The 17,191-nt window shown below is 64.3% G+C and carries 25 protein-coding genes; 18 read left to right on the top strand and 7 right to left on the bottom strand.

The genetic code is table 11. The features are described 5' to 3' along the window. Positions 1-8: 8 nt before the first annotated feature. Positions 9-509: a TlpA family protein disulfide reductase gene (locus AC5Y36_RS02550; RefSeq protein ID WP_225433764.1), complete on the top strand. Its 501-nt coding sequence runs from the start codon at positions 9-11 to the stop codon at positions 507-509. Beyond that, complete coding sequence (locus AC5Y36_RS02545) at positions 506-1,354, top strand: cytochrome c biogenesis CcdA family protein (RefSeq protein WP_024444598.1); 849 nt, start codon at positions 506-508, stop codon at positions 1,352-1,354. Before AC5Y36_RS02550 ends, AC5Y36_RS02545 begins: the two co-directional genes overlap by 4 nt. Before the next feature lie 980 nt (positions 1,355-2,334). On the opposite strand, the gene AC5Y36_RS02540 is transcribed toward AC5Y36_RS02545, so the two are convergent. From AC5Y36_RS02540 to AC5Y36_RS02520, 5 genes are all read right to left on the bottom strand, one after another. After that, a complete protein-coding gene (locus AC5Y36_RS02540) occupies positions 2,335-3,363 on the bottom strand; it encodes a TniB family NTP-binding protein (protein WP_005148661.1) in 1,029 nt (342 codons plus the stop codon). Beyond that, entirely contained in the window at positions 3,351-5,315 is a 1,965-nt protein-coding gene (locus AC5Y36_RS02535) for a TnsB C-terminal domain-containing protein (protein ID WP_005148662.1), read from the bottom strand. Before AC5Y36_RS02535 ends, AC5Y36_RS02540 begins: the two co-directional genes overlap by 13 nt. A 123-nt stretch (positions 5,316-5,438) precedes the next feature. Beyond that, positions 5,439-6,179 carry a TnsA-like heteromeric transposase endonuclease subunit gene (locus AC5Y36_RS02530; protein WP_011894084.1) on the bottom strand — a complete coding sequence of 247 codons (741 nt, stop codon included), beginning with the start codon at positions 6,177-6,179 and terminating at the stop codon, positions 5,439-5,441. 272 nt (positions 6,180-6,451) lie between these two features. After that, the gene (locus AC5Y36_RS02525) at positions 6,452-7,036 is read right to left on the bottom strand and encodes a hypothetical protein (RefSeq protein WP_500039283.1); all 585 of its coding nucleotides are present in this window, start codon (positions 7,034-7,036) and stop codon (positions 6,452-6,454) included. Further along, on the bottom strand, positions 7,036-8,424 hold the full coding sequence (locus tag AC5Y36_RS02520) for an AAA family ATPase (protein ID WP_500039282.1): 1,389 nt from the start codon (positions 8,422-8,424) through the stop codon (positions 7,036-7,038). Before AC5Y36_RS02520 ends, AC5Y36_RS02525 begins: the two co-directional genes overlap by 1 nt. A gap of 229 nt (positions 8,425-8,653) precedes the next feature. On the opposite strand from AC5Y36_RS02520, the gene AC5Y36_RS02515 reads away from it, so the two are divergent. The 5 genes from AC5Y36_RS02515 (at position 8,654) to AC5Y36_RS02495 (ending at position 11,264) form a co-directional block, all read left to right on the top strand. Continuing rightward, positions 8,654-9,277: a hypothetical protein gene (locus AC5Y36_RS02515; protein WP_500039281.1), complete on the top strand. Its 624-nt coding sequence runs from the start codon at positions 8,654-8,656 to the stop codon at positions 9,275-9,277. 169 nt (positions 9,278-9,446) lie between these two features. Next, positions 9,447-9,872, top strand: a complete 426-nt coding sequence (locus AC5Y36_RS02510) for a hypothetical protein (protein ID WP_500039280.1) — start codon at positions 9,447-9,449, stop codon at positions 9,870-9,872. Positions 9,873-10,089: 217 nt separating this feature from the next. After that, the gene (locus tag AC5Y36_RS02505; RefSeq protein ID WP_500039279.1) at positions 10,090-10,686 is read left to right on the top strand and encodes a hypothetical protein; all 597 of its coding nucleotides are present in this window, start codon (positions 10,090-10,092) and stop codon (positions 10,684-10,686) included. A 53-nt stretch (positions 10,687-10,739) separates the two neighbouring features. After that, on the top strand, positions 10,740-10,952 hold the full coding sequence (locus AC5Y36_RS02500; protein ID WP_500039278.1) for a hypothetical protein: 213 nt from the start codon (positions 10,740-10,742) through the stop codon (positions 10,950-10,952). Between the two features lie 21 nt (positions 10,953-10,973). After that, complete coding sequence (locus AC5Y36_RS02495) at positions 10,974-11,264, top strand: hypothetical protein (RefSeq protein ID WP_500039277.1); 291 nt, start codon at positions 10,974-10,976, stop codon at positions 11,262-11,264. Between the two features lie 387 nt (positions 11,265-11,651). Here AC5Y36_RS02495 and AC5Y36_RS02490 read toward each other — a convergent pair whose 3' ends face one another. Then, on the bottom strand, positions 11,652-11,813 hold the full coding sequence (locus tag AC5Y36_RS02490) for a hypothetical protein (RefSeq protein ID WP_500039276.1): 162 nt from the start codon (positions 11,811-11,813) through the stop codon (positions 11,652-11,654). Between the two features lie 155 nt (positions 11,814-11,968). Here AC5Y36_RS02490 and AC5Y36_RS02485 point away from each other — a divergent pair, with 155 nt between their 5' ends. From AC5Y36_RS02485 to AC5Y36_RS02435, 11 genes are all read left to right on the top strand, one after another. Then, positions 11,969-12,316 carry a hypothetical protein gene (locus AC5Y36_RS02485; protein WP_500039275.1) on the top strand — a complete coding sequence of 116 codons (348 nt, stop codon included), beginning with the start codon at positions 11,969-11,971 and terminating at the stop codon, positions 12,314-12,316. Positions 12,317-12,436: 120 nt separating this feature from the next. Beyond that, positions 12,437-12,580, top strand: a complete 144-nt coding sequence (locus tag AC5Y36_RS02480) for a hypothetical protein (RefSeq protein ID WP_500039274.1) — start codon at positions 12,437-12,439, stop codon at positions 12,578-12,580. Between the two features lie 94 nt (positions 12,581-12,674). After that, positions 12,675-13,007, top strand: coding sequence for a hypothetical protein (locus AC5Y36_RS02475; protein ID WP_500039273.1), 333 nt, complete (start codon positions 12,675-12,677; stop codon positions 13,005-13,007). A gap of 115 nt (positions 13,008-13,122) precedes the next feature. After that, positions 13,123-13,434, top strand: coding sequence for a hypothetical protein (locus tag AC5Y36_RS02470; RefSeq protein ID WP_500039272.1), 312 nt, complete (start codon positions 13,123-13,125; stop codon positions 13,432-13,434). 182 nt (positions 13,435-13,616) lie between these two features. Continuing rightward, positions 13,617-14,324, top strand: a complete 708-nt coding sequence (locus AC5Y36_RS02465; protein ID WP_500039271.1) for a hypothetical protein — start codon at positions 13,617-13,619, stop codon at positions 14,322-14,324. Next, entirely contained in the window at positions 14,321-14,485 is a 165-nt protein-coding gene (locus AC5Y36_RS02460) for a hypothetical protein (RefSeq protein ID WP_500039270.1), read from the top strand. The genes AC5Y36_RS02465 and AC5Y36_RS02460 overlap by 4 nt, the downstream gene beginning before the upstream one ends. Positions 14,486-14,524: 39 nt before the next feature. Then, the gene (locus tag AC5Y36_RS02455) at positions 14,525-14,797 is read left to right on the top strand and encodes a hypothetical protein (protein WP_500039269.1); all 273 of its coding nucleotides are present in this window, start codon (positions 14,525-14,527) and stop codon (positions 14,795-14,797) included. 25 nt (positions 14,798-14,822) lie between these two features. Then, complete coding sequence (locus AC5Y36_RS02450; RefSeq protein WP_500039268.1) at positions 14,823-15,068, top strand: hypothetical protein; 246 nt, start codon at positions 14,823-14,825, stop codon at positions 15,066-15,068. Between the two features lie 278 nt (positions 15,069-15,346). Next, a complete protein-coding gene (locus AC5Y36_RS02445) occupies positions 15,347-15,529 on the top strand; it encodes a hypothetical protein (RefSeq protein ID WP_500039267.1) in 183 nt (60 codons plus the stop codon). 2 nt (positions 15,530-15,531) lie between these two features. Further along, positions 15,532-15,804, top strand: coding sequence for a hypothetical protein (locus AC5Y36_RS02440; RefSeq protein ID WP_500039266.1), 273 nt, complete (start codon positions 15,532-15,534; stop codon positions 15,802-15,804). A gap of 260 nt (positions 15,805-16,064) precedes the next feature. Further along, positions 16,065-16,388: a hypothetical protein gene (locus AC5Y36_RS02435; RefSeq protein ID WP_500039265.1), complete on the top strand. Its 324-nt coding sequence runs from the start codon at positions 16,065-16,067 to the stop codon at positions 16,386-16,388. Between the two features lie 125 nt (positions 16,389-16,513). Here AC5Y36_RS02435 and AC5Y36_RS02430 read toward each other — a convergent pair whose 3' ends face one another. After that, the gene (locus tag AC5Y36_RS02430; protein ID WP_500039264.1) at positions 16,514-17,158 is read right to left on the bottom strand and encodes an exonuclease domain-containing protein; all 645 of its coding nucleotides are present in this window, start codon (positions 17,156-17,158) and stop codon (positions 16,514-16,516) included. Positions 17,159-17,191: the final 33 nt, after the last annotated feature.

Below are 17,191 nucleotides of genomic sequence, written 5' to 3'. Positions count from 1 at the left end.
CGGCTGTGATGCTGGCAGCGGGCGCGCTGACCGCGTGCGGCCAATCGGCCACAACCAGCAATCCGACCTCACCGCCACACGCCAACGCCACAACCCAGGCGACGGCGGCGACACTGACCACGGTGGACGGCAAAACCGTCGAACTGCCCGCTGCCGCCCCGACCGCGATCCTGTTCTTCTCCTACGGGTGCGGCGAATGCGTCGGCGGCGGTAAATCCCTGGCCGCTGCTCGGGCGGCCGTGGAGAAAGCCGGAGGCAGCGCCAAGTTCCTAGCCGTCGACATCGTCCCCACCGAGAAACCCGCCGATGTTCGCCACTTCCTGGACCAGATCGGCGGCACCAGCCTGCCCGCGGTCGTCGATACTAACGGGGCCCTGACCAGCCGCTACCAGGTGACCGCGCCGACCACCGCCCTCGTCATCGACCCGTCCGGGCAGATCAGCTACCGCGGCCACGCCCCGTCCCAGGATCAGATCCTGGCCGCCCTCGGCAGCAGCGCCGCACGGTGAACCTGCTCGCGCTCGCGTTTACCGCTGGCATGCTCGCCCCGGTCAACCCCTGCGGGTTCGCGCTGCTACCGGCGTGGATCACCGGCACCATCGCCACCGGCGGCACCGATGCGGTGCTCGTGCGGCTGGCCCGGGCACTGCGCACCGGGGCCGTCCTGACCATCGGGTTCACCGGCACCCTCACCCTCGCCGGTATCGCGATCAGTGCCGGTGCCCGGACCCTGGTGACGGCTGCTCCCTGGCTCGGGATCACGATCGGGCTCACCCTGGCCATCTTGGGCGGCTTCATGCTCACCGGCCGCACCATCGGTCTGCGTATGCCTGCCCGGACGCGTCATCGGCCGGACTCCCCAACAGCCGGTGGTGTGCTCGCGGCCGGAATCGGCTACGCCCTGGCGTCACTGTCCTGCACCTTCGGGGTACTGCTCGCGGTGATCGCCCAGGCCCAGGCCACCAGCGGATGGGGCGGTCTGCTGGCAGTGTTCACCGCATACACAGCCGGTGCCGCCACCATCTTGATGCTGGTCAGCGTCGGCACCGCCATCGCCGGCACGGCCCTGACCCGGCATCTGGGTATCCTCGCCCGCCACGGGACCCGCGTCACCGCCGTTGTCCTCATCGCCACCGGCGCCTACCTCGCGTGGTACTGGCTGCCCGCGGCCACCGGGCACACCGCCAGCGGCGGCAACCTGCTCACCGGCTGGTCGGCCACCGCGACCGGATGGCTGCAGGACCACGCCCTCCCGGCCAGCGTCATTGCCGCCTTCGCTGTGGTGGTCAGCGCGGTGGCCGCGTGCTGGACCACCCACCGCCGGCCAATCACCGGCAAGCAGCGCCGCCGGTGATGATTCACCGGCCGATACACCCAGCCAGATACCACTGTCCCTAACGATTAGAAAGCCGATAGATACAACCGTCGGACACAGTCAGATGCACACCACAAGTGCCTTACTGATAAGGCACATTCAAGACTGCCGACCCCTAAGCGCGACACGCCAGTTCTGCGCCGTCTGAGCGTGTCGTCAATACGGCAGTGGCGAATAGGCGTCGGTACTGCGCCCATTGCTCGACGGGGGTGGCGTCGGCATGGTGGGCGCCGGTGCGTTCGTTGATGCGGTCGAGCAGTAGCGTCGGCCAGGCGGGTTCCGTTGGCGTCCTGGGCTGTTCAACCCGAGGGCGAGCTGTGAGCAATGTTGCGGCTACGGCGATCACATCGGGGTAGGCCACCACGTGCGCTTCTAGGCCATTCTGCAGAATCCCCGCCGCCACGTGACGCTCTGCGTGAGCCCAGAAGACCAGGATGTGGCGGGCGTCGCCCAAGGCGTCATGAAGGTCGACCTCTGAATACTGACGGGCCAAGCGCCGATGCGTGCGCCCGGCACTGAGCACCGTGGGCCGGTCACGAAGATCCACCTGGTCGTCAAGAACGCGCGTTGGTGAACCGATCCAGCGTCGGTGACGGTGGCATACGGAGACATGTGCAGGCAGGTAGCAGTAGACGGGTTCGTGTATTCCCTTGCGTGCCATACATCTTTGACACAAAGGGCGGCGGAGATATTGCTTGAGCGCGGTGGGGTCGCCAGCAAGCCCGCAGAGACGGGACCGGATTACCTGCTCAGGTTGGCCGCTGACGACGGCCAACCAGTCCGGTCGCGGCCGGGCTGCGCATGATTCGGCGACATGGCCGCGCAGTGTGGAGACGCCGATATGGTTGGCGCGGGCCAGCCTGTCGATGTAGGACGATACGGCTTCCCAACGGAACGGTGCGATCGTTCGCGGGAGCCGCTGGCGTGGTCCGCGCGGCCACGGCCTGACAGTTGCCACGTCAGCTGGCCGTGCGGGCCGCGGCCGTGTGGGCGGCGTAGTCGATCAAAATATCGTCCATGGCCTCGCGGGTGATGTGCTCGGTGCCGTCGAGCATCGCTTGGATTGCTGAAGCCCGGATCAAGTGGGCCAGGCTGCCGATCATCCCGCCGGTGCGGCGGTGCAGGTAACGGGCCTGGGCGACAAGGCTTCCCGGTTCGTGTCGATGCAGACGCAAGGTACCTTCCATGGCGGCGACGAGTTGTCGCCACTCCTTGGCGTCGGGGAATGCGCTGGTGTGGATCACCCCGCAACGGCCGGCCAACTGCCGTCCCCGCGTGCCGGTGAACAGCCCCGAGCGTTCCACTTCGATCCCGGCGTAAACGAATGTCGCAGGCAGATGCTCGGTGAAGTATTTGAGGTGGTCGGACAGTTCTTCGCCGGCGCGGGTGTCGAGGTTGAGGTTGTGGATTTCATCGACCACCACGATGTCGGTACGGGCATCGATGAGCACCTGGCACACGGCATCGGAAATATCGGTCACGTTCATCCGCTGATTGAGCGTGGGAAGCCCCAGAAACCGTGCGAACTCCATCGCCAACTTGCGGGGCGACCCTTTCGGCGGGGCCGTCACATACACCACCGGAATCCGGCTCTCATCGCCGGGAAACCGTGCACGGGTGCGCAATTCGTGAAACCGACCCAGTTGCTTGATCGCCGTAGTTTTCCCCGTCGCTGCCCCGCCGGAGATGATCAGCCCGCGCCGGGCCCCGATCTCGCGCTGGTTGAGCAATGTCAACAGCCGGCCCTGATGGGTGATCGCTTCGATCGCCGACGTGGTGACCACCACCAGCTCCGAATGATGCGCAACCCGGGCCTCGTTGTAGGCCGTCCGCTCGTCCTCACCGAGGCTGGCCCACTCGTCGTCGGCGAGCAACGTGAACTCCGGCGGATCGGCATCAACAAAACGCCGCCAGCCCTCCAGCGTCGTGGTCGGCTGGCGGCGATCCTCTAACTGACCCACCGCCGCAATCTCGGTCACAGTCGCCACGTTTGGGCCTCCTTGCGTGCATCAAACACCGGCAGGGGTATGACCTCCGCCATCTCGCCGTCATCGTCGAAAGTCTCGTTGTCGGCGGCCCGTTCCGACGGTGACGGGCCATGATGTTCGGATGATTCCGTCGGGTCCGGCCAGTCCCGGCCGGCGCTCGCGGCGCTGGTCCGTCCAGTCACTCGGCGCTCGGCTTTCGTCTGCTGCTGCGGCCCAGCGGCGGCGCGGTCCAGCAAGTCCTCCGCGATGGCCGCAATCTCCGCTTCCTGGGTCTTCTGGGCCCCTCTGCGGTCGGCTACGGAGCGGGCGTGGCGCCACAGTGTCTCGCCGAACGGCACCGGCGAGGACCGAAGGTGCGTCCACGTCGCGGCCAGCCATCCGTCTTCGTGGTGATTGCGCACCCAAATCCTCGACACGTCATACGGGTCGTAGTGCACTTCCCACTGTCCGTTACGGGCATCGACCCCGGAATGCTGGCGCCGGTATGGGTTGAGCGCCTTGGCGTCATAGGTGCGATGGTTGATCCGGACCCCGTAACTGTTGATTGTGCGCCACTGCACGGGAAGCAATTCGATATAGTCGTCGGCGTCCAGTGGGACCGGTACATAGCCAGCCACCTCAACGAGGGCAGTGTATTTCTCGTTGGGAGACAACGCTTTCCCCGGCGTCACCGGATCCCGCAGGCCATCGTGGGGGCGGTTCTGCCACACCGCGATGATCCACTCGTCCAGCAGCGCCTGCAGCTCAATCATCGACCACACCGCGTCGTCCTCGGCGTTTTTCCCACGCCGCTCCACCGATGAACCGACGTAACCGGCCACGTACTGTGCGAACAGGGTGCCCACCGACTGCAATGTCCGCTCGATCTTCGGCTTATCGGTCGGGCAGTCGGGATGAGCCGGCTGCAGATTGATCCCCAATGTGCAGCACGCTTGCCGAAATGTTTGGGACAGATACGCTTTCCCGTGATCGCAGACGATCGTCTCGGGAGCGATCACCGGCCTGGCCGCAGCATCGGCCAGGCGCTGATCGACACTGGTCAGGCTGTGGTGCGGAAGTACCGACCGGGACATCCGCAGCGCATCGGCCCATCCCGGGCGCATCGGTTCGGGCGTCAATGCCCGCGCCAAGAGCAGTGACGCGTCCACTGCTTTGGTCGTCGGTCGCAGCACCGCGGCCGGGATGGACCGCGTAGCGTTGTCGACCATCGCAGTCAGCTCGACTCGGTCTACCATGCCGTCATCGAGCACTACCCGTACATCCAGAAGGGTTGAATCGATTTCCACCATCTCGCCGGGGCGCACCACGGTGATCGACCCGAATGGGCCATCGGGCTGCTTGGACAGCGATCGCCGCGTCCGTGCTGACCCGAACGTGTGCCGTCCTTCCGCGAGGCGCTTGACCAGCCGGTAGAAGGTGGGCTGCGACGGCATCGCGGGCGCGTCGTCGGCACCATAGGTGGCCACCAGCGTCTTGGCGACCCGCCGTTGCAGACGCTGCACCGTTCCCGTTGACAGGTCGGTCTCGCCCTCGATCGCATCCCGCACCGCGGCGACGACACGGTCGTCCACACGGCCGAATACCGCGCGCCGCCGATTATGGCGCCCGTCAACCACTCCCAGGAGCCCGTCCCGTTCGTAGGCAAATCGGCGACGCTGCAACGCATTCCGACTCACGTCGTGGCCGGCGGCACGCAGCTCGTCCAACTTGGCCAGCTCACGCTGCCGCAGAGATCGTTTCGCCGTGTCGAACTCTGGGCGGGGACGAATGCCCGCGGCCGTCCCAGGCGGGCGGCCGCTGAGGATCTCCACGATGTGGCGCTCCCACCACCGTGCTTGCTCGACGGCTGCCTCGGGAATGCCAGCCAGCATTTCCTCAGAACACAGTGGCGGTCGCGACCCCGACACCAATTCCAATGCCGGATCAACCATCAGCTGCGAGAGCGGCACCACAATCTGCTCGCCGACAGCGTCAACCAGTCGAGCTGATCCGCCCGACAGGGTTACGACGGTGAAAACACCTGCTGATAAACGGATTTCGTCTCCCTCTCGGACGACACCCGTTCGCACGTCAGGTCACCACCCGGTCCCGAGGCCAATCGCCGTGTCGTCGCCAAGTGCCGCTCCTTGCAGATCGGCAACTAAACGGCCGTGCCAGAGCAGATGAAACAGTACGGGCAGCACCACCAAAGGAGTCCCGACCGCGTGCACACCAGCCATCAACGGACGGACCCGAGCGAAGACCTCCGCCAGTTGATCAGCCAAACCGATCTTCAATACTCGCGGATGCCGATAACCCGACAACCAACGTAGATTCGCCCGCAGCACTGGATCGAGGGAACCGACACGCAGGTAATCCCAACCGACCATCGCGCACGTGGCGGCAGACCGATCGAACACGTCCCGATCAGCGTCAGAGATCCGGTCGTCCTCACGAACGTCGACTACGACGACAGATCCATCGCGGCGCCGCACGAAGTAGTCAGGAGCATGCCGCGTGCCGTCACGCCAATGAATCCAAAATGGTTGCGACAGAACACCAACAACATCCGGATCGGCATCCAACGCCATCAACTGGTCACGTTCTACCCAGGACTCGTGACCTACATGTGCGCCGGTTGTGGCGAACCACCACAGCCCGGGAAAGTTACGCTGACCTCGAAACGAGGGGAAATTCCGCACTGGTGAACAGTCCAACTCAAACCGGGTTGCAGCACATCGGTCCAGCGATTGCCGCGTGCATCCCTCGCGGGTGTTGAACTCCAAGTCCACTGCACTCGCTACACCTGGCCCAGCCGAAACAGCCGACGTCAGCACACATAAACGCTAAGCCTCGTGCCCCAGATTCAATGAGAAAGACACGCACTTACCCCAGATTCAATGAGAATGCCCCAGAATCAATGAGAACGGACACCTCGGGCGGTCACCGGACGCAAAACCAGCCACGACTACTCCAACGCCTCGAACGCCAACCATGCTGCCGGGAAGGCGGAACAACCAAGCGGCTCAACAAAACCCGATCACACCCGTTCAACGTCACCCATCGGGTCGAAAGATAGATGCCCGCATCGGGTACACGGGTCGTGGCCCTATTCCCGCGCCGCGGGCCGGTAGCCCAGCGATTCAGCGCACGACGCGCACAATGTCTTGAGCCAGCGGTTGCGGTCATGCAGAATCCCCGGCTCCCCGCAACGCTCGCAGGTGATCTCCGCGACCTGCTCGGCCGCAGTGATGATGTCGCGGAACATCGCCCACAATGCCGACCGCCGGGCCTCACTGGGCTGACAGTAATAGCGGAGACCGCCTAACTTTTCCTTCACCTGGTGCACAACGTAGTCGGGGTCGATCCCAGCGAGCTGCTCATCGAGCGTGGCCACCAGCGGATACCAACCGGCGTCGAGGCTGATCCAGCGGCCCCACCCGTCGGGGATTCTCCGCAAGATCCGCCCTAGCGCATCCGCGTGCTTGCCGGCGTCAGCGGGCACATGAAGAGAGTTGAGCAGCTTGTCCCGATCGACATCGCAGGACGCGAGCCGATTCAACGCGCCCAACGCTTCTTCATTCGATGCAGTCCCCTCCCGCAGATGCACAGATAACTCGCGCATGTCAGACGTCGCCGCCGCCCAACGGACCTTTTCCGCCTCGGTAAGTTCCGGAAACTCCTTGTCCTGCATTACAGATACATCCCATCAGGAACGACCGGCCGATACCGGCCTGAACCCACCTCCGCAATCAGGGACGCTGTGCTGACGCCCCCATCCTTGGCCGCCAGCACAGCGCGGCGAACAATCTCACGGATATCGCTCCCGCTGGTGTTTGCGGGAAACCCGGCAACAACCGTCGCGGCATCCACCGCCTCGCCCCCGGGAAGGCCCGAAACGAGGGCTGCCAGGATCCGGCCGGCCGCGCGATGGCCAGGGAACCCGACCTCAACGATCGAATCAAACCGCCCGGTCCGAATCGCAGCCTTATCCAAAGTCGCGGTATCGTTCGTCGACGCCAACGTCAGAATCCTGGCATCCGGACGAATATCCATGGCCTGCAGCAACTCCGACAAACCGCCACCGCCGGCCGCACGCCCACGACACCACAGATCCACATCTTCCAAAATCAGAAGCACCGGCCCGCCAAGACGCTGAGCCTCCTCGACCACCGCGGTGAGCAACTCGGCGCCAGCCTTCGCCTCAACGTAAACGACCGTGAACTCGCCAACGACCTCACGCGCCACAACCGCGCTCACCGCGGACTTTCCAGTCCCCGGCGGCCCACACAACAAGACACCACGCCGCGCCCCCAGGCCGTGCGCGTTGAGCACCGTGTGATGGTCGCGCACCGCGGCCAACCCGAGGTCGATCTCAGCCCACACCTCGTCAGGCGCGATCACATTCTCGCGGGTCGCTGTCGCCGGCAGATCAATGACAGACAAAGACAATCCACGCGAATAACTTGCCCGCACCGCACGTCCCCGGTACGGGTTCAAACCGTTCGCACGCTCAGCCAGCCGGTCCAGCACGACGCGAACATCAGCCTGATGCTCGGGCCTCACATAGGCACTGACCTCCGCCGAGTGCATGACGGACTCACGCGCCTCGATATAGATGACGCACCCGGCCTCAGCCAGCAACGTGCCGGCGGGAAAGAACACTCGCAAGCACAGCGGATGCCGATACACCTGGCCACCGACATCGGTCTGTGTCCACTTCGGCGGGTTGGAGTACTCACCAGGCCCGATCTCGCAAACCTGCGAGTACTCATCGATCCACTCAGCCAGCGCCAGCGCAGTCGTAGTCCGAGCAACGGGACTCAGCGGACGCTCCTCGTCAAGCAGGTGCCCGCAATCGGCCACGCCGAGGCAACGAGCCGTGAACCGCTCAGCGCTCTCCGTACCATCGCGGCCGGTGACACCCACCAGCAGCTCCCCAAGAGCACGCAACGCGGGCCGCGCACCGACCTCGAGGCCGTCCAACCACGCCGCAACATCGGCAATGGGCCGGCGGCGCACGTCGGCGCCGCCGGCCAGTCCGGCGGTCAGATCGCTCAATTCCTTATCGGTCAGGCTCATGATCTCGCGTGATTGCATCGACAGATGGGCAGTCGTACAGATTCGCACCCGCCGGCCGCCGCGTCAACAGAATTCCAACCGACACGCCCGGAAATATGCCGCTGCCACCCGCCGCGAGTCGATCACCCGCGCTGAGAAACCACCTCGCCCCGCAAGCAGGAAACGACCTCAGTCGGCCCGTCGTGGTAAACCTCAAGCAGCGCAAAGGCGGGAGAGATGAGGGAGGAACATGCAGGATGCGACCATCCGAATGGTGGGCTTCCCGCTCGGCAAGATCGTCGCTGCCTTAACGCGAGGCGACACAGCCACCGATACCGCGGTGAACGTCAGATTAGCCGAGGATCACGCGCAGGCCGCCTACTTCGTCGCGGAAGCGCTAGACAAGATCGTGTTGAACTGGGAAGGCGGGAAGCGGACCTCAAATTCCTCCACGAATTCGTCGCCGCCTTCCCCGACCCATACGAACAACTACCACCAGCACCAGAATTCACGCGAGCAGACCGCATCTAGAGGGCCGCGCTCGGATGAATCGGCCACTCAACCACGACCACCTACCGGACAGAGACCCATGACCGACATCGGCCCCACGGAACTGCCGGACGAGTACATCAACGTCGACGGCACCGCTGTCAAAGTGACATTCCACGCCGGCGAACGACAGATCACCCTCGACGAGTTCAACCTGGCGAACGCCACGAACGGCGCCACGCTGCGCGCCGCCTGCAAGGGCGAAGACTTGCCCTTCACCGGCACGAACGCCACCAAGGCCAGACGGCTTGTTGCGGCCGGCCTGACCCACGCCCAGGTCGAAGAACGCTACGGCTGGCGCGCACGAACCCGCATCAAGGACTGAACCCGGCAGCCGGGCGGCACCGCCGAATCAGACCGCCGGCGAAAAAACAGCGTGCGAACCGGGCTGCCTCCCAGCGGCCACCCGTGCGGCCGGGAACACTCAAAGGAACGCCGCACCGCAGCCGGTGACCGGCGAACTGCATCCGCCGCTACCGGAGGGAGATAGCGCCATGTCAGGAAGCGTGCCAGACGCCCGCTACGACCGCCCCGGGCCCCACGTGGCATTGATGGACCCCGACGGCTGGAACGACCAGCCCCATTGGCAGCTGAACCACGGGTACTACGGCGTAGTCCAGGCAGACGGCCTCGCACGGTGGAGCGTGGAAGCAGCCGAGGGATTCGGCTCCGTCGGAGACCAGCAGGCGCTGAAACAGATCGACCAGCACTGCTCGGCAATATCGCACATCGTCGCCCACCACGGCGGGTGCGGCCACATCGGTATCCGACTCCGAGTTGTCGCCGACAACGGCAAGCTGAGTGTGTCCAGCTTCGACTCATTCCTCCCGCTGGGGGTGGTGCACGCCGACGGAACCTATTCGACGCAGGAACCGGTGGACCGCCGGATCGAGCCCTACACAGGATTGGAGTACCGCTGATGGAAAGAATCCAAGCCAGCACCGCAAGGATCGTGGCCGAGCAGGGCCGCGGGCGAGCATATGAAATGAAGCTGGCTGCTGCCCGCATAGCCACGATCCAGAACATTGCAGCACTGATCCGTGAGGTAGACGGCGCACACACCCTTGGTGCTGCCGCACTCGCTGAAGCACTCGTAGACCGGGGCGTCACCGTTGACCCCACCACGGTGCCCCGGCGATGAGCCGGCCGCTGATTGCCTGGACACACGAAGTCCACGACCACATGGACTGCCCGGACGATGGCGACATGTCGTCGGGGACATCCTGCCGGCACACCGTCGACCTCGACGGGCTTCGTAAACGCGCGCAGGACTACCTCGACTCCTTCGGGGCAGGCAACTGGGGCCGCGACGACGATGTCTGGATCGACATACTCCGCCCCTCCACGACCACCGCACCCGAAGACGCAATCCTGATGGGCAGGTTCATCTTCGCGGTATCACCCGATGCCATCCTCGCCGTCATCAATGCCCTCGAAAATCAGCGTCCAGCCAAGACCACAGGAAACCCGAATCGGCTGGAAGTCATCACCACCGTCGACCAACTCGACGCGCTACCAGGCGCAGTCCACAGCGATAGTCCAGCGGCCCGTGTTGACGGCGCAGTCATCAAGAGCAAGACCGGCGCCATCTACGAGAAGAACGCCGACGGAACGTGGGCCACCGACGGCGCTCCACACGTCCCCGGCAGCAGCATCGCCTTACACGCACTCCTGTTATGGTCGCCGGCCTGGCAAGGCGAAGCTTCAACTCCTGGGCTGCGTGACATCGCGTGAAGACCGACCACGGAACTCAACAAGGGAAACTGCGGAACAAAGGAGCCAATGAAGTGGCTACTGACAACGAAAGCCGAACGGGCGACACCGAATCCGTATCACTGCCGGTCTTCGAGTTCGACGAATGGGGCGCGCTCGTCGACGCGCTGGAATCGACGACCAGCGAGACGCCAGATGCCGCGTTCACCGAGGAATTGCAGACGGTATTCGAGCGGGCGAGGGAGCTGAAACTAGCGACCTCCACGAGCCCGCTAACAGCAACCTAAACCACAACCAAGGAGACGACGATGGCTATACCAACCATAGCGAGCGAAACGACCCCCGATGAACTCCCCACCCTGCCCGACGAAGCACTCGAGGCTATGCCTGAATACATCTTCGACACCTGGCACAAGATGCTCTGGCGGCTAGAAGTCGACGGAATGTACGGCCTCGAAGCCTCCAACCAACCATGCGCCTACCTGCGACGCAGCATCCGCGAGATACAAGAGGCCCGCGGCGAATTCGTAGCACTGGCGACCGACCGCCGGGCCCGCGACACCACCTGGCAACTCACGCCCGCCGAGCCCCAAACCTAGGAGGACGCCGTGACCAGCGACGAACAACCCACGACTGGCGACCTCACCCAGGCCCTAGACCATCTCCGCGCACCAATCGCCCCGCTAGGCCTCAGACCAGGCGGCGTGCATCACAGCCGCGGTGGTCGGCCCGCCGGCGCGTTCCGCCCCCGCAATTCGGCGAAGATGCGCCGGCGAACGATCACCATCACCGGTCTGCTGGCCGCAATCACGTCGATGCTGGCAGCGATCACAGTGGCTGTAGGCGCCCCGTCAGCCGCCGACCCCGATGACCCGGAACCGCCGGCCCCGTGCCCTGCTGCGGCCACGGTCACAACGACTGTGACTGTCACACTCGCCCCACCGCCCCCGCCGCCACCATCCAGGCTCCCCTCGTATCCCGGCAGTTCACTGGGCTAAGCGACGGTGATGACCCAAATCAAGCAGGTCCACATCCGAAATGTGCAACGGCACGCAGAACGTGCCATCGCGCGCCGAATCGGGCACACGCCCGGCACGATCATCTCCGTGCAACGCGACCATTCCCAACGCGAAGCGGTCGTACTGCACCTGAACTCCGGGGGCAACGCCCGCGCCGCCGAACAGGAGTTACGTAGCCACGGCTATTCCGTCGAGCCGACAGGCTACGACCCATACGCACCAGGGCATTACGGAGTGCAGCTGCGTGTTGCCCCGCCAGACATCAACCACGGGGGACCACCACGATGACATCGAATGCAGACCTCTACGCCCACCCGCAGCATGTCGACGACCTGCTGCTGGCGTTCCCCGCACGACTGGGCGACCTGCTACCGCCTCTGGAAGCGATCCCAGCCGACTACCCGCACCGCGAGGATTGGCAACGATTTCAGCACGCGTGGTTCGCCGGCACACTGCCCGACAACTACCCGATACAGGCCGCCGCCGGCGTCGACGTCGAAGCCGCATGCCGCCACCTAGCGGCGATCCAGCGATCATTCGAGCCCAAACATGAGCACAAGGTCGCAGCCGTCGCGTGGTTGGCCAGCCGCTGGCTCGTGCATGCCACGAGCAACGCAGAGCGGGGTGACTGAGAAGCGATGAATCAAGCCCAAGCACTTCGAGAGACGGTCAGGATCGCCGAACAGCACTCAATGCCAGAGCTACCCGGCAGCCAATTAGGTCTGTCGCACCTGCGGGCGATGCTTGAGACAGTGAGCAACTCGAATTTCTCAGACGCGAAGCTGGGCCGGTGGCTGGGCTGGGCGCAGTGCGCGCTGGTTGCTGCCGACGTGGGTGTCACGCTCGCCGACATGAAAGTCCTCAACGCCGAGCTTTGCGAGGCCGGTGAACGATGACGCACATCGCCGGAACGAATCGCCTCGGCCCAATGGCTCCCGACTCAGCCGGGGGCGCCGTGGTGGCGATCGGGCATCCATCAGGCGATGGCCGATGAACACCACCGCGGAAACACTCGCCGCGATCCGCGCCGCAGCTCGGGCGGCAGACTACATCGAGATCCGCGGCAGCAGCCCAGAGGCTGAGGACACGCATATCATCTTCGGCGACGCAGAAATGGCCGACGACTTCCTCCATGGGCCCGGTGTACTCGGCAAAGCTATCGACGTGCACATCAACTCCCGCGGCGAGGTCGAGCGCGCGACACTGCGAATCGACACCGCGATCATCGAGGACGTGCGAGTGGAGCACGGCACTACCGACCAGCGACTGATCCGCGCTGTCGCGTTGTTCACCGACTACCCGGCTCGCGAAGACCGCCAGTAGCAGTGCCGGAGCGGATACGCACCGGGCGAGGTCCCAGCATGATCGAACTCATTGCCACGACGGGCCAGTCGTCAGGCGCCGGAATGCCGCACGTCACTTCGATGCGGAGTGATCGATGATCCTGAAGCCAGTCCCAGGTGCCCGCAGGCTCCAGGCGGCAGCCGACCCGAAGCCCTTCGAAATCAACGTCGGAGCCCTCTCCTCACGCCATGTCGGCCTCACGGTAGCCATCCGCAAGGGGCGAAACATCCTCACGGGCCCGTTGATGCATGCTCCGACCGAATCGATGACCAGACCGCTTCTCGTCCTTCAACTGGGTGAATTTCGCACGGCACTGCACCCGGGTGCCACGGTGATGGTCATCCCGGACGACTGCAAGGCGACGATCACGGTCGCCCCGAAGGCACCCGCGAATGAGCAGGACTGAACCGCCCGGTCAGCGTCGCCGAGAAAACAGCCCGTCAAATCGTGTTGCTTCAGCACCCGGCTATCGGTGCGGGCCAGACTCAGAACTACAGCCGCCGGGGGCGGCAGCACGGGGCAGGGGGCAGCCCATTCGCCGGCACGAATGGCCGCGATGGGGCTTCCTGATTGACGAAAGAGGACCGCATGAACACCGGTGAAATCATCCCGCTGCCCGAGGGCGAATTCGTGTTTGGTCTGGCAGATCATGACCACCACATCATCACCAGGACAGAGGCCCTGGAAGCACTCGAACTCGTCGGGGAAGATCCGCGCCTGGTCACCGCCGCTTCCATTTGCAGGCGCCTCGTCGGGCTTGCCACCGCGTGGGGCCCATACAGCCATACCGCAGCGCTGCTACATCCAGGGCGTTGCGCAGACTGCGCCTGGATCTACGCGCTACACCACGGTGAAACGGAACAAGAGATCACCACGTACACCAGCCTCGACGAGATCGACGCCGCGGCGATCGCCGCCGCCGGCGGCGACCCACACCTGGGCCGACGACTACTCACCGCGATCGGCGAAGACTCAAAGCTAGACCACGGCAGCCAACTACTCGAACCCTCTCAACGATCCCAGCTACTGGCCCAGGCCAGCCGCCACCTTCCCGTGATAGCGCGATGCGAGGAATGCCTCGAAATCGGCATCAGCAACGCTCACAGCCCCGGAACCGAATGCCCGTGCCAGGAAATCATCTGCCCGGGCTGCACCATCTCCGCCGCCGGGTCCTGGGCCGGTGAATGGGAAGGCACCCTGTTGCCCGAATGCACCGTGACCGCCCCCTGCGCAGTACTTCGCACCATGGCGGCCCACTACCGCATCGAGATCAACGAAATGAGCGAACTCCGATGACCACCCCTCGCAAGATCGAAGTCGGAGACACAGTCCACCACCACCGCTTTCCCGACGACCGCGGCGTAGTGGAAAGCATCGACCACAACGGCTACGTGAACATCCGCCTCGACAACGGCCAGGCCATGGGGGGACCCCTCAGAATATGGACGCTCGCATGAAACACCATCACGAAACCAGTGATCCCGAGAGGCGATTCGATGCCCAGGCATGACGACCACACCAACTCCAAGTGGTGGGCAGAATACGCCACCTACCACTCTCCGAGACTCACCGTCGGCGAACACCACGCACAGGGAGGCGTGACCATCCCCTACGAGGCCGACCTTGACCCACACGACCCCGCCGACGTGGCCGGCGCCTTCGCCAAACTTCCCGACAACTGGACGATGATCGGCGAAATCCAAGAAATAGACCCAAACTTCTTCGTCGCCCAAGTAATCCCCACCGACAACACACCGCCCACCCGCTAGCCAACCCCAGCCCGAAGGAAACCCAATGGAGATGACCGTCGAATTCACCGACGTCTACGACGGAACCGAACATGCACGTACCGAAACCATTGATGTCCCCGCCCCCGATCCCAGCGACACCGATGACCTACGTGACTGGTCCGACGAACACCTATTTCCGTTGACCGGCGATGGCAAACACCCCACCGGCAACGCCGGCTACTTCGCCGAAATCCTCGCCTGCACCGAGCGCCCCGACCTCGTCGGCCGCGAATTCGACTGGGGCGTTTGAACCAACGACCGAACAACCACAGGACTCAACGGCCCGAGAGGACACGGTATGCGACTCAGCGCACAAGTAACCGGCTTCACCCTGCATTCCGAACAAACACGCACCGTTAACGCCGACGTCCCAGCGCCAGGGACAGAATCGCTACGGGCCTGGGCAAGCGAACACCTGATCGACCTCGACCCCTTCCAGCGCCCCGACGAGAGCGGACTACGCGTACTCATCACCGAATGCTCAGAGCGACTCGACCTAGTTGGCCGCCAATTCGACTGGCACTGGCAATGATCGACACAGACCAACGACAAGGCATCATCCGCGACGCAGAAGCGATCCACGGAACCCAGAACGACCGCCCCCCAACCCCACCCCAGCCCCGCGAACCCGACGAACGCATCCAAGACGGGGGAGAACGCACCGGGCCCGCCGACAGCCCCACCGACCACATCACCGAGAATCGGATCTGATCATGACGTACAACGGGCGCGCTGTAATGGCAGAAGTCGCCGAAATGAACGGATGGAGCGTCATCCCCGGAAAAGACAGCCACGGAGGGGTGACACCATCCGGCGGTGAGCTCGTTGCCTACGAGCGTTACGGCACTCAGATCCTGATTGAGTGGACCCCGGAAAACATCGCGGGATTCATCGTGAAGAATCACGGCAACCCTGACCAGGCCGTCGCCGCCGGCCCGCTCGGCCTGATCACCGCTCGCGGATGGCTCGAAAGCGAGGAGACGTGACGGCCGCCCCGGCGGCGTGTGACTGCGGTAACCAAGCTGCCGCCGGCGAGACCCGATGCGAATGGTGTCTGGAATCCGCAGCGGCCAAAGCTACTCAGATGACACCGCACATCTGGCGGTGCGCCACGTTCACCGGGGCCAAGTCCTGTTCGGTGTGCGGCCTCCTGCCGATCGATCCGGTCGACAGCTACAGCAACTGTCCCGGACCCGCCACGGCGACATGATCCCACCCGCAAACACTTGAAGGGAAAACAACCCCGATGCCCGCACCACGACTCCGCGACATCGCCCTCTGGCTTCACGACAAGCAATGCGTCAGCCAATGCACCGGCGACGCCCGCATCGACCACACGAAACGTACGCAGTACGCCGCGGCTCGCGAGATGATGGCTGCACAGAACCGTGAACAACTCGCAGGGCTCGTCCACGCCAAGTTCTGTCCGCTATGGAATGAACGGCCACACGGCATCTACTTCATCAACCGGTCGGATGCCGCATGCGGCAACGACGGTAACGCACACGCCTCCCAAATGGCCGAATCCGTGGCGTTCAAAGAACTAGCCGGACTGCTCGGAGTGCTCTGAAACACCCGCTGACAGAACAGATGTGAAGCGCATCGTCGGGTAACCGTGAATACTTCCGGTAGACCGTCGGCACCATGGTCACCGGTTGCGGCCCTGTCCGCCTCTTTGATAATCGGTGCGTTGGATCAAGCGACGGCACCACGGCTGAACAAGGGCTGTGGAAGCGTTTGCGGCAGTCTAATCGGCAGCGATACGTCGTTGTCGTGAGCAACAGCGAGTGCCCGCATCAGCACCTGCGATAGAACCCGTGCATCGTCGTACGCATCGTGCGGCCGCGCCTGCGGGATGTCCCAGTGCTGCGCCAACGTGGCGAGTTTCACGTTCCGCACCCCCAGATTCAACTTTCGAGCCAGTTCGACAGTGCACAGCACCGACCCGATCGGAAGGGCGAGGCCAGCGCGGCGAGCTTCGGCAGCCAGGAATGCGTAGTCGAAAGCGGCGTTGTGAGCAACGAGGACGCGGCCGTTGAGAACCTCGGCGAGGTCGTCGGCGAGGTCGGCGAATCTCGGCCGGCCCGCCAGCATCTGTGCAGTGATGCCGTGGATGTCAGTAGGACCGGGATCCACACCTGGATTGAGCAAACTGATCACCGCCCGGCCCGCACCCCCGTCGGCGTCGATGGTGAGGGCGGCGATGCTAATGACCCGGTCCTCGTCAGGATCGGGTCCCGTAGTTTCGACGTCGACGACAGCCCAAGGCATCTTCATGCGGACAGCATCGCAGGCCCCACCGACAAGCCGTTGGACTGGCCCTTCGGTCCGGAACGCCATCGTGCGGAAGCCCCCTGCCGGCCTCCAGAAGGT

The organism is Mycobacterium sp. NGS50 (assembly GCF_059812545.1).
This window is presented reverse-complemented; position numbering and strand designations above follow the sequence as displayed.

What these genes read in the sequence shown, in the direction of transcription:
- AC5Y36_RS02550 (WP_225433764.1), top strand. Translation starts at nt 9, where the DNA reads ATGCTGGCAGCGGGCGCGCTGACCGCGTGCGGCCAATCGGCCACAACC.
- AC5Y36_RS02525 (WP_500039283.1), bottom strand. Translation starts at nt 7,036, where the DNA reads ATGCAGGACAAGGAGTTTCCGGAACTTACCGAGGCGGAAAAGGTCCGT.
- AC5Y36_RS02520 (WP_500039282.1), bottom strand. Translation starts at nt 8,424, where the DNA reads ATGAGCCTGACCGATAAGGAATTGAGCGATCTGACCGCCGGACTGGCC.
- AC5Y36_RS02515 (WP_500039281.1), top strand. Translation starts at nt 8,654, where the DNA reads ATGCAGGATGCGACCATCCGAATGGTGGGCTTCCCGCTCGGCAAGATC.
- AC5Y36_RS02510 (WP_500039280.1), top strand. Translation starts at nt 9,447, where the DNA reads ATGTCAGGAAGCGTGCCAGACGCCCGCTACGACCGCCCCGGGCCCCAC.
- AC5Y36_RS02505 (WP_500039279.1), top strand. Translation starts at nt 10,090, where the DNA reads ATGAGCCGGCCGCTGATTGCCTGGACACACGAAGTCCACGACCACATG.
- AC5Y36_RS02495 (WP_500039277.1), top strand. Translation starts at nt 10,974, where the DNA reads ATGGCTATACCAACCATAGCGAGCGAAACGACCCCCGATGAACTCCCC.
- AC5Y36_RS02485 (WP_500039275.1), top strand. Translation starts at nt 11,969, where the DNA reads ATGACATCGAATGCAGACCTCTACGCCCACCCGCAGCATGTCGACGAC.
- AC5Y36_RS02475 (WP_500039273.1), top strand. Translation starts at nt 12,675, where the DNA reads ATGAACACCACCGCGGAAACACTCGCCGCGATCCGCGCCGCAGCTCGG.
- AC5Y36_RS02470 (WP_500039272.1), top strand. Translation starts at nt 13,123, where the DNA reads ATGATCCTGAAGCCAGTCCCAGGTGCCCGCAGGCTCCAGGCGGCAGCC.
- AC5Y36_RS02465 (WP_500039271.1), top strand. Translation starts at nt 13,617, where the DNA reads ATGAACACCGGTGAAATCATCCCGCTGCCCGAGGGCGAATTCGTGTTT.
- AC5Y36_RS02460 (WP_500039270.1), top strand. Translation starts at nt 14,321, where the DNA reads ATGACCACCCCTCGCAAGATCGAAGTCGGAGACACAGTCCACCACCAC.
- AC5Y36_RS02455 (WP_500039269.1), top strand. Translation starts at nt 14,525, where the DNA reads ATGCCCAGGCATGACGACCACACCAACTCCAAGTGGTGGGCAGAATAC.
- AC5Y36_RS02450 (WP_500039268.1), top strand. Translation starts at nt 14,823, where the DNA reads ATGGAGATGACCGTCGAATTCACCGACGTCTACGACGGAACCGAACAT.
- AC5Y36_RS02445 (WP_500039267.1), top strand. Translation starts at nt 15,347, where the DNA reads ATGATCGACACAGACCAACGACAAGGCATCATCCGCGACGCAGAAGCG.
- AC5Y36_RS02440 (WP_500039266.1), top strand. Translation starts at nt 15,532, where the DNA reads ATGACGTACAACGGGCGCGCTGTAATGGCAGAAGTCGCCGAAATGAAC.
- AC5Y36_RS02435 (WP_500039265.1), top strand. Translation starts at nt 16,065, where the DNA reads ATGCCCGCACCACGACTCCGCGACATCGCCCTCTGGCTTCACGACAAG.
- AC5Y36_RS02430 (WP_500039264.1), bottom strand. Translation starts at nt 17,158, where the DNA reads ATGGCGTTCCGGACCGAAGGGCCAGTCCAACGGCTTGTCGGTGGGGCC.